General features: G+C 28.4%; 13 protein-coding genes. 11 read left to right on the top strand and 2 right to left on the bottom strand.

Going from position 1 to position 12434, the window contains the following annotated elements; all coding sequences use genetic code 11:
• Positions 1-334 precede the first annotated feature (334 nt).
• The 10 genes from hemA (at position 335) to TY07_RS03095 (ending at position 9396) form a co-directional block, all read left to right on the top strand.
• On the top strand, positions 335-1537 hold the full coding sequence (gene hemA, locus TY07_RS03140) for a glutamyl-tRNA reductase (RefSeq protein WP_042395182.1): 1203 nt from the start codon (positions 335-337) through the stop codon (positions 1535-1537).
• Complete coding sequence (locus TY07_RS03135; RefSeq protein WP_042395180.1) at positions 1498-2178, top strand: NAD(P)-dependent oxidoreductase; 681 nt, start codon at positions 1498-1500, stop codon at positions 2176-2178. Before hemA ends, TY07_RS03135 begins: the two co-directional genes overlap by 40 nt.
• 3 nt (positions 2179-2181) lie before the next feature.
• On the top strand, positions 2182-3054 hold the full coding sequence (gene hemC, locus TY07_RS03130) for a hydroxymethylbilane synthase (protein ID WP_042395178.1): 873 nt from the start codon (positions 2182-2184) through the stop codon (positions 3052-3054).
• Positions 3055-3099: 45 nt separating this feature from the next.
• A complete protein-coding gene (gene cobA / locus TY07_RS03125; protein ID WP_042395175.1) occupies positions 3100-4578 on the top strand; it encodes a uroporphyrinogen-III C-methyltransferase in 1479 nt (492 codons plus the stop codon).
• Positions 4571-5542, top strand: coding sequence for a porphobilinogen synthase (gene hemB / locus TY07_RS03120; protein ID WP_042395173.1), 972 nt, complete (start codon positions 4571-4573; stop codon positions 5540-5542). Before cobA ends, hemB begins: the two co-directional genes overlap by 8 nt.
• A gap of 1 nt (position 5543) precedes the next feature.
• A complete protein-coding gene (gene hemL / locus TY07_RS03115; protein WP_042395171.1) occupies positions 5544-6818 on the top strand; it encodes a glutamate-1-semialdehyde 2,1-aminomutase in 1275 nt (424 codons plus the stop codon).
• A gap of 148 nt (positions 6819-6966) precedes the next feature.
• The gene (locus TY07_RS03110) at positions 6967-7749 is read left to right on the top strand and encodes a sirohydrochlorin cobaltochelatase (RefSeq protein ID WP_042395170.1); all 783 of its coding nucleotides are present in this window, start codon (positions 6967-6969) and stop codon (positions 7747-7749) included.
• 291 nt (positions 7750-8040) lie between these two features.
• Positions 8041-8826: a formate/nitrite transporter family protein gene (locus TY07_RS03105; RefSeq protein ID WP_042395167.1), complete on the top strand. Its 786-nt coding sequence runs from the start codon at positions 8041-8043 to the stop codon at positions 8824-8826.
• A gap of 158 nt (positions 8827-8984) precedes the next feature.
• The gene (locus tag TY07_RS03100) at positions 8985-9173 is read left to right on the top strand and encodes a ferredoxin (RefSeq protein WP_042395164.1); all 189 of its coding nucleotides are present in this window, start codon (positions 8985-8987) and stop codon (positions 9171-9173) included.
• A 49-nt stretch (positions 9174-9222) separates the two neighbouring features.
• Positions 9223-9396 (top strand): (2Fe-2S)-binding protein, encoded by a 174-nt coding sequence (locus tag TY07_RS03095; RefSeq protein WP_042395161.1) that lies wholly within the window; start codon positions 9223-9225, stop codon positions 9394-9396.
• Positions 9397-9519: 123 nt separating this feature from the next.
• Here the strand turns inward: TY07_RS03095 and TY07_RS03090 are convergent, their stop codons facing one another.
• Both TY07_RS03090 and TY07_RS03085 read right to left on the bottom strand, forming a co-directional pair.
• Entirely contained in the window at positions 9520-10455 is a 936-nt protein-coding gene (locus TY07_RS03090; protein WP_042395159.1) for a DMT family transporter, read from the bottom strand.
• A gap of 116 nt (positions 10456-10571) precedes the next feature.
• Complete coding sequence (locus TY07_RS03085) at positions 10572-11597, bottom strand: branched-chain amino acid aminotransferase (protein WP_042395157.1); 1026 nt, start codon at positions 11595-11597, stop codon at positions 10572-10574.
• A gap of 332 nt (positions 11598-11929) precedes the next feature.
• Here TY07_RS03085 and TY07_RS03080 point away from each other — a divergent pair, with 332 nt between their 5' ends.
• A complete protein-coding gene (locus TY07_RS03080; RefSeq protein WP_042395155.1) occupies positions 11930-12307 on the top strand; it encodes a RidA family protein in 378 nt (125 codons plus the stop codon).
• The last annotated feature ends 127 nt before the right edge of the window (positions 12308-12434 follow it).

The raw sequence follows: 12434 nt of genomic DNA, 5'->3' as shown, positions 1-12434 counted from the left end.
GTCATTTATAGTAGGGGGAAATTATATTTTATCATAAATTATATAATAATAAAAATATAATTAAATATATACGTAAAAATATATTTAATCACAATAGAAAAATGAAATAAAATGTAGAAGGTTGTATTAAATGAATTCCTACAATATTATATATATGGAAGTATAAATTAAAAAGATTTATATTAATTATTAAAAAATTTAATTGTATAAAAGTAATGATTAAAATCGTATTTAGTATTATAATGAAAAAGTTAAGGGAGGATACTTCCTTAATTTTTTTGTTAAGAGAATTGGGAAAATATATAAAATCGTATCTTAGAAATGTGGTGATTAAGTGTTAGGTCTTATAGGAATAAGAAAAAATGTTGATATAAACATAAGAGAAAGATTGGCAATTGCATTAAGTAAGCAATCTAAGGCAGTAAAAGAATTAAATAAACTATATGAAGAAGTCGTAATAATAAGCACATGTAATAGGACAGAAATTTATATTTCAGGATGCTTAGAAAGTGAAGAGGATATAAGAAAAATATTTGAAGTATTAGACTGGGATATTTCACTTTTAGAGTATACCTTTTATCTTGAAGGAATAAGTGTAGCTAAGCATTTATTAGAAGTAGTTTGTGGTTTTCACTCTAAAATATTAGGAGAAGATCAAATATTAGGACAAATAAAACTAGCATATGAGTTAAGTTTGGAGAATAAGGCTATACACACAAAGCTTTTAAGATTATTTGAAGAAGCAATAAGTTGTGGAAAAAAATTTAGAACAGAAAGCAAATTGTATGAAATACCAGTATCAGCATCATCTATTGCAGTAAAGGAAGTTGAAGAATTTGGTGCAAGTAGTATTATGGTATTAGGATATGGCACAATAGGTAGTTTAGTAGTTAAATATGCATTGGGTAGTAAGTTTAATAAAGTATTTATTGTTGTAAGAAATAAGGGGAAGGTCCCAGATTTAAAAGATGACAGAGTAGAGATTTTAGACTTTAATGAATATAAAGATGTTATTAATGAGGTAGATGCAGTTATAAGTTGTACAGCAGCTCCTCACGTTGTTATAAAAAATGATTATATAAATAATAATGGAAAAGAAATTATGTTAATTGATTTAGCACTACCAAGAGATATTGATGAAGCTTTATCACAAAATGAAAGAGTAACTTTACTAGATATAGATACTATAAGCAAACTAGATGTAGATAATAAAAAATTAAGAAATGAAAAAATGAATGAGTATAAATTTTTAGTTGATGAATATTTAAATGAATACAAAAATTGGTTAAATATTCGAGAAGTTACATATTATATACATGAAATGAAGAATACAGGAAATAGTGTTATAGAAAGTAGAGTTAAGTCTTTTGAGCATAAATGTAAAGATAAGAGAGATATTGAGTTAGCTACAACTTTAATAAAGAGTACTTCAGACTATTATGTAAATAGAGCTATAAAATTATTAAAGGAAGAAAAGTTAAAAGGACGTGAAAATGAATGTCTGAATATTCTAAAGCAAATCTTCATGGAGAATTAAGTTATGCACCTATAACGTTTTTTGGAGAAAAACTTAAAATTGGAGTAATAGGGGCAGGGCGAGGTGCATTAATAAAGGTAAGGAACTTTTATAATAAAGGTAGTAATATAGAAGTTTTAGCATTAGATTTCTTAGAAGACTTTTATAAGTTTAATAGGGATAAAGTAAAGCTAATAAAGGGAAAGTATAATAAGGACTTTATATTAGATAAGCATTTAATAATAATTGCTATTGATAATAATGATGTAATTAATGAAATAAAAGATGATTGTAAAAAATTATGTAAAATTTATATCAATTCATCAAACTTTAAGGATGGAATGGGAGTAATACCTGTTACAAGAGAAAGTGAATTTATTACTGTAGCAGTTAATACTAAGGTAGGGAATCCAAGGGGGTCAGTAATGGTAGCAGAATCTATTACTGAATCTTTGGGAGAATTTGATGAATATATAAGACTAACAGGAGAAATAAGAAATTGCTTATTTTTAGATAAAGAAATTAAAGATGATTTATTAAAATTTATAAATTCAAGTGATTGTAAATTTTTTTATGATAAAGGTAAAATTTATAAAGTATTAAAATTGTTTTATAATGAAGAGATAGTTAGGAAGATAAAATCCTTAAGAAAGGAAGAGTAATATATGGAATTAATTTTAGCTACTAGAAAAAGTGCATTAGCTCAAACTCAAACTGAAACAGTAATGAAACTATTGAAGGATAAAGAAAACATTGATAGTAAAAAGCTTTTAGTAGTTACAGAAGGAGATAAAAGGCTTGATGTATCACTAAATAAAATCGGTGGTAAAGGATTATTTACAAAAGATATAGAAATTGCATTATTAGAAAAGAGAGCTCATGCTGCAGTTCATTCAATGAAGGATGTACCGTATGAAATGGGAGAGGATTTTGAGTTAATAGCAATGCCAGAAAGAGAAGATGTTAGGGATGTATTAGTCTGTAGTAGTGGATTAAAATTAGATCAGCTACCTAATGGAGCAATAATAGGAACTAGTAGTATAAGAAGAGCAGCTCAAATAAAATCTATAAGAAATGATTTAAATATAGTTCCTATAAGAGGAAATGTTGGAACAAGATTAGAGAAAATGAAAAATGAAGGTATGGATGGAATAATACTTGCAGCTGCAGGATTAAAAAGATTAGGTATGGAAGATATAATTACTGAATATTTAAATCCAGAAATATTTGTTCCAGCAGTTTCACAAGGAGCACTTGGAATTGAGTGCTTAAAAAATGGTGAGTATAATAAATATTTTAGAGAATTAGATAATAAAGATGTAAGAGTAACTGTAGAGGCTGAAAGAAGCTTTATGAGAGAATTAAATGGTGGATGCCATAGTTTAATTGGTGCATATGCAACTCTTGATGGAAATGATATATATATTATTGGAACATATGAAGTAAATGGTACAATAGTTAAAAAGGATATTTTAGGTAAAAAAGAAGATAATATTGAGCTAGGAAGAAAGTTAGCTCAAAAAATATTAAAAGCATAAAAGTACTAATGATATAACAGAATTTAATGAAGGTAGGAATTAAATATGAATGGAAAAGCTTATATTATAGGGACTGGACCGGGAGATGAAGAATTATTAACTGTAAAGGCAGTAAAGGTATTAAAAAAATGTACAGCAGTACTTTATGACAGATTAGTTTCTAATAACATTTTAAATTATTTAAATGATGATTGTTTAATTTATTATTGTGGAAAGGAACCAGGTGCTCACTATAAGACTCAAGAAGAAATAAATGAAATGATAGTGAAACTTGTAAAAGAAGGACATATAGTTGGAAGAGTTAAAGGTGGAGACCCATATGTTTTTGGTAGAGGTGGAGAAGAAGTTTTAGCTCTTGAAGAAGAAGGACTATGTTTTGAAGTAATACCAGGTGTAACTTCACCAATAGCTGTATTAAATTATGCAGGTATACCAATAACTCATAGAGGAATTGCACAAAGTTTTCATATTGTAACTGGAATGACAGGAACAAATGAAAAGCTTAATTGGGAAGCTCTTGCAAAAGAAAAAGGAACATTAGTATTTATGATGGGGCTTGAAAATATAGAAAGAATAGTATCAAATCTAATTACTAATGGAAAAGATAAAGAAACATCTGCAGCAGTTGTAATGAGAGGAACATCATCAAAGCAAAGAAAAGTAATAGGAACTTTAGAGAATATTACTGATAAGGCCAGAGAGGCTCAGCTTAAGTCTCCATGTATTATAGTTGTAGGAGAAGTTGTTAATTTAAATGAAAAACTATCTTGGTATGAAGAAAAACCTTTATTTGGTACGAATGTCTGTATTACTAGATCAAGAGAACAAAGTTCAAGCTTAAAAAGTTCTTTAAGTGATTTAGGAGCAGAAGTAACTGAAATTAATTCTATTAAAATTAAATCAACTAAAGAAAACTTAAAAGAATATTTAGATAAGTTACCAGAATATGATCATATTATTTTAACTTCAGTAAATGGAGTTAATAATTTTTTTGATTATTTAATTGAAACAGGATACGATGTTAGAAATATAAAAGCTAAATTTTCTGTTGTTGGAAAGGCTACAAAAAAGGCATTAATAAATAGAGGAATAGTACCTTTTATTATGGCAAGAGAATTTGTAGGTGAAGGATTATTTAAAGTATTAGAGCCACATTTAGTTAAAGGAGAAAAAGTTTTAATTCCATGTTCATCAAGTAGCAGAAGTTATTTATATGATGAAATAAGTGCATTAGGATTACATGTAGATAGAGTTCATACTTATGATACTGTTTGTGGAACTGTAAAAAATAAGAGAGTATTTGATGAAGTAGATTATGTATTATTTACAAGTCCTAGCACAGTAACTAATATGATTGATATGTTAGGAATAGAAGCTATAAGAGAGAAGAAGCTTATTGCAATAGGACCACAAACAGCAAAAGCAATAAATGCAAATAATATGGAATGCTTTGTATGTAGGAAGCACTCAGAAGAAGGATTCCTTAAGGAAATAATAGAATTCAAGGAGGCAGAAAATGTTTAGAAGAGGGAGAAGGTTAAGAACAAATTCTGTAATAAGAAATTTAGTTAGGGAAAATTCATTAAGTGTAGATGATTTTATTTATCCAGTATTCGTGGTTGAAGGTAATAATATAAAGAGAGAAATAAGTTCTTTAAAAGGCAATTACCATTGGTCAGTAGATAAATTAGATGAATTAGTTAAAGAGTTAAATGAAGCAAAGGTTAAATCAGTAATTTTATTTGGTATTCCTGATCATAAGGATTGTGTTGGTAGCGAAGCTTATAATGATAATGGTATAGTACAAAAAGCTATTAGAAGATTAAAAGAACTTAATAGTAATTTATATATAATTACAGATGTTTGTATGTGTGAATATACTGATCATGGTCATTGTGGTATTTTAGATAATCATAATGTTAATAATGATAAAACTTTAGTATATTTAGGTGAAATTGCTTTATCTCATGCTAAGGCTGGAGCTGATATGGTTGCTCCTTCAGATATGATGGATGGAAGAATAGGATATATAAGAGAAGTTTTAGATAAAAACGGATTTGAAAGTTTACCTATAATGAGTTATGCAGCTAAATATTCATCAGCATTTTATGGACCATTTAGGGAAGCGGCAGGTTCTGCACCAAGCTTTGGAGATAGAAAGGGATATCAAATGGACCCAGCAAATTCTAGAGAAGCAATGGCAGAAATTGAAGCAGATTTAAATGAAGGTGCAGATGTAATAATGGTTAAACCTGCAATGTCGTATTTAGATATAGTAAAAGAAGCAAGAGACAAAATTAATGCTCCTATTTGTGTTTATAATGTAAGTGGTGAATATGCTATGGTTAAAAATGCTGGTGAAGCAGGATTAATTAATGAAAAATTAGTTGCATCAGAAATGCTTTTATCAATGAAAAGAGCTGGTGCTAAGATGATAATAACTTATTATGCATTAGAGGCAGCTAAATGGCTTAAGGAGGATGAATAATATGTCTAATAAAGAAATTTTTGAAGAATCAAAGAAGTATATGCCTGGAGGAGTTAACTCTCCAGTAAGAGCATATAGAGATATGGGAATAGATCCTCCAGTAATGAAGTCAGGAAAAGGGGTAATATTAACTGATGAAGATGGTAAGGATTATATAGATTTTGTACTTGCATGGGGACCTATGATTTTAGGGCATTCTAATGAAGATGTAGTAACTGCAATTAAAGAAATATCAGAGTCAGCAATTGCGTTTGGAACACCAACTGATTTAGAACTTAAAATGAGTAAGTTCTTATGTGAGGAAATGGATAATGTTGAAATGGTTAGATTTGTTAACTCAGGTACAGAAGCTACAATGAGTGCTATAAAACTAGCTAGAGGATATACAGGTAAAAATAAAATAATTAAATTTGCTGGATGTTATCATGGACACTTTGATGGCTTTTTAGTTGAAGCAGGATCAGGTGTATTAACTGAAGGAATAGCTGGTTGTTTAGGTATACCAAATGATAGTATTAAAAATACTTTAGTTGGCGTATATAATGATATGGAGCAAGTTAGATCTTTATTTGAAGCATATGGAGATGATATTGCTGCAGTAATTATTGAGCCAGTTGCAGGTAATATGGGAGTAGTTAAGGCTGAAGATGAATTTATGGAAACTTTAAGAGTATTATGTGATGAATATGGTTCATTATTAATATTTGATGAAGTTATGAGTGGATTTAGAGTTGCTTATAAAGGGGCTCAAAGTTTATTCAATGTTAAGCCAGACTTAATTACTTATGCAAAGATAATAGGGGGAGGACTTCCTTGTGGTCTTTATGGTGGTAGACGTGATATAATGGAAAAATTATCACCTGTAGGCGGAGTATATCAGGCTGGTACTATGTCAGGAAATCCAGTTGTTATGGCAGCTGGAATGGCGACTTTAAATATATTAAAAGCAAATCAAGGAATTTATGATCATATAAATAAATTAGGTGAAAAGCTTCAAAATGGAATTGAAGATATTGCAAGAGAAAAGGGAATTAAATTAACAGTTAATAGAGTTGGGGGAATGATGACTGTATTCTTTACAGATAGAAATCCTGTTAGAACTTATGAAGATGCAAAAAGCTGTGATTTAGAAATGTTTAGAAAATATTTCTTGCATATGAATAAAAATGGATTCAATATACCACAATCTCAATTTGAATCAATGTTTTTAAGTGCAGTTCATACTGAAGAACACATAGATAAATTCTTAGAAACATTTAAAAGATTTCAACCATAAGGGAATTAAATAGTTAATAGTCTTTAGATAGTTAAGGGTTAATAGTTTTGAGTTAATAGTTGGGGAGTTTCAAAAAATATTATAAATTCAGCCTAAGTAGAATTTATTAATTAACTCTTAACTCTTAACTAAAAAAAGGGGGGATTTTATGAGTAAAGCAATAGTTTTAGTAGCGTTTGGAAGTGCAAATTTAGAGGGGATTAAACAAAGTATAGGTTTATTAGAGCAGGATTTAAATGAATATTTTGATGGAGAGTATACAGTACTTAAGGCTTTTACATCAAATAAAATAATTGAACTTTTAAAAGAAAGACATGATTATATTATTCCACATTTAAGTAAGGCATTATTTAACTTAGTTAACCAAGGGTATGAAGAAGTTATAATACAGCCATTACACATAATGAGTACTAGTGATATAAAACGTATAGAAGAAGTTGTTGATGAATATAAATACTCTATGAAAAGAATAGTGGTTTGTAAAACTTTATTTTCTAATGAAGAAGAAGTACTAATAAAAGAAAGTAAGGAAATAGCAAATATAATTTGTGATGATTCAGAGAAAAGTGACATATTATTAGTTGGGCATGGATCTAAGAAAAACTCAAATAAAATATATGATATTATTGCAGAATCAGTGAGAGAGAAGTGTAATAAAAGAGTTTATTTAGCAACTTTAGAAGGTGAAAAAACTTTAGATTTAGCAATTGAAGAAATACTAAAAGATGATACTAAAAAAATAGTATTGAAGTCTTTATTTATAATTCCAGGAAAGCATGTAATTGATGATATATTAAATAGTAATGATTCATGGAGTGAAAAATTAAAATCCAAAGGTATAGAGATAACTATTGGTAAAAAGTCATTATTACAGTATGAAAAAATAAGAGAAATGTATATTAAAAGAATAAATAAAATAATTGAAAGTTAATAAAAGTTTAGAACTCTAGTTAGATTAATAAGATTTAACTAGGGTTTCTTATTTATAAAATTAATTGATTATTGAAGTAGAATATAGATATTAATTTTGACTATACAATTAATAAAATATAAGTTTTTTTAATCATTATTTTTATTTGTTTAAAAAGTAAACCTTTATATTAATAGTTTGAGGAATTTTAAAAGTATGGGATTTTTCGTTTGAAAAAAGTAGAAAAAAGTTGTATCATATATAATTGTGATAAAAAAATACAAAGATTATAAATTAGGTAGAGGTGTAGAAATGTATAAGAGAGAAATTGATAATTTAACTCACTCTGCAGAAGTAAAAATTGGCTTATTTAATAAGAGTATAGCTAAATATTTAACATCTGCATTCTTAGGAAGCTTTTTTGTAAGCTTAGGAATTATGTTAATTTATACAATTGGCGGAACAATGCATCATGCAGGCGTTGAAACTTACAAAATATTAATGGGAGCATGCTTTGGTGTTGCTTTAACTTTAGTATTTATGTGTGGTGGAGATTTATTTACTAGTAATGCAATGATAATGACTATTGGAGCTTTAGAAAAGAAAGTAACTTGGTTAGATGCATTAAAGATTTGGATTGCAGTTTGGTTTGGTAACTTAATAGGTGGTGTTGTAGGGGCATTACTATATGTACAAGCTGGACTTGCTAGCGGTAAAAGTGAATATATTGGAGAATTTATTGTAAACAATGTTGCAACAAAGATGAATACACCAGGAATGGAATTATTCCTAAGAGGTTTATTATGTAATGTATTAGTTTGTTTAGCAACTTGGTGTGCATATAAATTAAAAGAAGAAACAGCAAAAATACTAATGATATGGTGGTGTTTATTCACATTTATAACTGCTGGATTTGAACATAGTGTTGCAAATATGGGATTCTTAACTATGGGATTATTATTACCTCACGGAGCAGATGTTACTATTATGGGCATGGTTCATAACTTACTTTGGGTTTCATTAGGTAACTTTGTTGGTGGAGTATTATTTGTAGGTTTACCATATTACTTTATAACAAAAGAAAAGAAAAATTCTTAATAATATTATTGATGGCAGCTATTAATCTTAGCTGTCATTTTTTGTAAAAATTAAAGTTGACTAAAATAGTAAGAAATAATATTGACAAATAATTATTATTAGTTGATAATATTATTTAGGGAAACCTATAAATACATTTAGACGGAGGAATAAGCAAAATGAAAGCATTTGTAGATGAAAATGTATGTATTAGCTGTGGATTATGTGAAGGTGTCTGTTCAGACGTATTTTCATTAGACACAGGGGTTGCAGTTGCAATTGAAGGTGAAATTTCAAGTGATCTAGAAGATTCAGTAAGAGAAGCTTGTGATGGATGTCCTGTACAAGCTATTTCTATAGAAGAATAATTACTTGGAAAAATTATAGGTTAAAAATAGACACAAAGGAGATGGAATTATGTCAAAAGTATGTTTATGCAGAGGAATAACAGAAGAACAAATAGTTGAAGCTGTAAAGAATGGGGCAACTTCTTTCGAAGAAGTTAAGGAAGAAACTGGTGCAGGTGCTGGTGGATGCCGTGGCGGAAGATGTAAATGTAACATCGAATTATTAATAGAAAAAAATAAATAATTTTTAATTAATGAATAAATACACTACGTATTATAATTTGTAGTTGTAATTTTGATTAATTAAATAAAATTTATAATTTTATTTAAGGTAGCAGTATACTAATTTATACTGCTACCTTTTTCATTAATCAGAAAATAAGCTATTTAATATCATACCTACAATAACTAAGACAATTCCTATATAGCCAATAGTTGTTGGTAAGGTTGTTTTTAATATTAAAATTTCTCCAAGAAGTGTGAAAATAACTTCACCGGCTTGTGTTGCTTCAATTACAGCAAGCTGATGATGATTGCCTTTAACAAGTTCTGTAGCTTTAAAAAATAAAGTCGTAGCAATTACTCCAGAAAATAAAGCTACTAAAAAAGATTGAAGCACTTGGCTATCTGAAGGTAAACCAACTGTTACTATTCCAAAAATAGATAAAATAAGCCAAAAAGGAAGGCTACATAAAGTCATACCAAAGACTCTTTGGAAGGTATTTAATTCATTATTACAAACATCCATCATTTTTCTATTGCCTAATGGATAAGCAAATGCAGCAATTATTACTGGAATTACCCCAAATAAAATTTGAGAAAATGAAATATTATTTGCTTGCTGAACTTGAATTAAAAATACTCCTATTAATATTATTACTGAGAAATATAATGCCTTTTTTGGTATAGAATTTCTTTTATGAGCTATATAATTAGGTCCTATAGTTATAGTGAAAAATAATGGAGATAAGAGAGCCCCAGCTATAATAGTAATTTGCCATGTGCTTGCAACCATCCAAGAAGCGCCGTATTTTGAGGCGAAGCTAAGAGGTGCATAAAATAATCCAAAACCTACAGTGCTCCAAATGAACCAAGATTTTGGATCACTTTTTATTGATTTAAAAACAGGTTTAATTTCTTTCTTTAATAAAAGTATTATAAATAAAATAGGTAACATAAATAGATATCTAAGAGAGGCGCTCCATACCCAGCTTCCCCCAGAAATATTCATTTGACTATTAAGTATAAATGTGAATGAAAGGAAAAAAGCAGCTAATAATCCAAGTGAAAAAGCTTTCTTCATAGTAAATCCTCCTAAAGTTTTCATATGTTAATATAAGTTACTAAATAGTTATAACTATATATAAATAAATTAAAAAATGGACAAATTCTATTAGAAAATGTCCATTAATAATACAATTATTCTACTGTATAAATCCAGCCTTCAGGTGCTTCGATATCACCAAATTGAATTCCGCAAAGAATTCTATAAAGTTCTTTAGTTATAGGCCCAACTTCAGTTTCGCTGTAGAATACATGAAGTTTATCTTTATACTCTATTCCTCCAATTGGAGTTATAACTGCAGCTGTTCCACAAGCACCAGCTTCCTTAAAATCATCAAGAGAATCTATAGGAACTTGTCTTTCATATACAGGCATATGCAAATATTTTTCTGCAATTTCCATTAGAGAATATTTTGTAATACTTGGTAAGACAGAAGGTGATAATGGAGTAACAAATTCATTATTTTTAGTTATACCAAAGAAATTAGCAGCACCAACTTCTTCAATATTAGTTCTAGTTGCAGGGTCAAGGTAAATACAATCTGCAAAACCTCTATCAGCAGCTATTTTATGAGGATGCATTGAAGCAGCATAGTTACCACCAACTTTTTGTCCACCAGTACCATGAGGAGCAGCTCTATCATAATCAGCAATCATAAAGTTACAAGGAGTAAGTCCGCTTTTAAAGTATGCACCAACAGGTAAACAGAATACACAGAATATATATTCAGGAGCAGGTTTAACTCCAATATTATCTCCAACACCTATTACAAATGGTCTTAAATATAATGTACCACCAGTTCCATATGGTGGAATATAAGCTTCGTTAGCTTTAACAACTTGCATACAAGCATCTATAAACTTTTCTTCCGGAATTTCAGGCATAAGAAGTTTTCTAAGACTTGAATTAAGTCTTTCAGCATTTTTATTAGGTCTGAAAAGTTGAATTTTTCCTTCTTTAGTTCTATAAGCCTTTAATCCCTCAAAACAGGATTGTCCATAATGAAGTGCGCAAGATGCTTCACTTATTGTAAGCATATTATCTTCTGTTAAATGGCCAGCATCCCATTTACCATCTTTCCAATTAGAAATGTAACGGAAATCAGTTTTGATGTATTCGAACCCCAAGTTATTCCAATCGATGTTTACTTTTTTAGTCATTTAAATCGCCCCTTTATTTATACGTAATTTTTGTGATTAGTTTATTTAATTTTTAAGATAAGTTAAAAAGAAAATTCCTGTTCTTAATTATGTAACTTATATTAAATAAAGCTAGAATTTAATATAAGTTGAAATTTAGAATTTCACTTATGTTTATAGTATTATCTTAATTATTTATTTTACCACTAATGTAAAAAATCTTAAATAGTTAAATGATAAATTTATGGTAAATTTTATTAATATATATGAAAATGTTCAAATGTATAATATAATATTATTTAAATGGTAAAAATTAAGTTATTTTATTGAATAAGAAGGTAGGAGGAAAAATAATGAAGAGAGAAGTAATACAGACTAATAATGCACCAGGAGCAATAGGTCCATATTCACAAGGAATAGCAGTTGGAGATTTTGTTTATACATCAGGACAAATTCCACTAAATCCTTCAACAGGAGAATTAGTAACAGATATTAAGCTTGCTACTAAGCAATCAATGGAGAATGTAAAAGCTATATTAGAATCAGCTGGAACATCATTAGATAATGTAATAAAAACAAGTATATTTTTAAAAGATTTAAATGATTTTGAAGCAGTAAATGAAGTTTATGGAACTTATTTTACTGAAAATAAACCAGCTAGAAGTTGTGTTCAAGTTGCAAAATTGCCTAAAGATGCAGTTATAGAAATAGAAGCAATAGCTATAAAATAAAGATAAAATATATTATTAAATTAATAATAAGTAGTATTAAAAAATAATAATTATTAATAAAAGACCTTTAGGTCTTTTTTATTTTGCTTAAATATAGTAAATTATATAATTGATGAATAGAATTATT

Source organism: Clostridium saudiense, assembly GCF_000577815.1.
Lineage (GTDB): Bacteria > Bacillota > Clostridia > Clostridiales > Clostridiaceae > Clostridium > Clostridium saudiense.
Note: the sequence above shows the minus strand (reverse complement) of the source record. Positions and strands in the feature narration are given on the sequence as shown.

Excerpts from the sequence above, each read along its gene's own strand:
- TY07_RS03135 (WP_042395180.1), top strand. The coding sequence starts at position 1,498 with ATGTCTGAATATTCTAAAGCAAATCTTCATGGAGAATTAAGTTATGCA.
- hemC (WP_042395178.1), top strand. The coding sequence starts at position 2,182 with ATGGAATTAATTTTAGCTACTAGAAAAAGTGCATTAGCTCAAACTCAA.
- cobA (WP_042395175.1), top strand. The coding sequence starts at position 3,100 with ATGAATGGAAAAGCTTATATTATAGGGACTGGACCGGGAGATGAAGAA.
- hemB (WP_042395173.1), top strand. The coding sequence starts at position 4,571 with ATGTTTAGAAGAGGGAGAAGGTTAAGAACAAATTCTGTAATAAGAAAT.
- hemL (WP_042395171.1), top strand. The coding sequence starts at position 5,544 with ATGTCTAATAAAGAAATTTTTGAAGAATCAAAGAAGTATATGCCTGGA.
- TY07_RS03110 (WP_042395170.1), top strand. The coding sequence starts at position 6,967 with ATGAGTAAAGCAATAGTTTTAGTAGCGTTTGGAAGTGCAAATTTAGAG.
- TY07_RS03105 (WP_042395167.1), top strand. The coding sequence starts at position 8,041 with ATGTATAAGAGAGAAATTGATAATTTAACTCACTCTGCAGAAGTAAAA.
- TY07_RS03100 (WP_042395164.1), top strand. The coding sequence starts at position 8,985 with ATGAAAGCATTTGTAGATGAAAATGTATGTATTAGCTGTGGATTATGT.
- TY07_RS03095 (WP_042395161.1), top strand. The coding sequence starts at position 9,223 with ATGTCAAAAGTATGTTTATGCAGAGGAATAACAGAAGAACAAATAGTT.
- TY07_RS03090 (WP_042395159.1), bottom strand. The coding sequence starts at position 10,455 with ATGAAGAAAGCTTTTTCACTTGGATTATTAGCTGCTTTTTTCCTTTCA.
- TY07_RS03085 (WP_042395157.1), bottom strand. The coding sequence starts at position 11,597 with ATGACTAAAAAAGTAAACATCGATTGGAATAACTTGGGGTTCGAATAC.
- TY07_RS03080 (WP_042395155.1), top strand. The coding sequence starts at position 11,930 with ATGAAGAGAGAAGTAATACAGACTAATAATGCACCAGGAGCAATAGGT.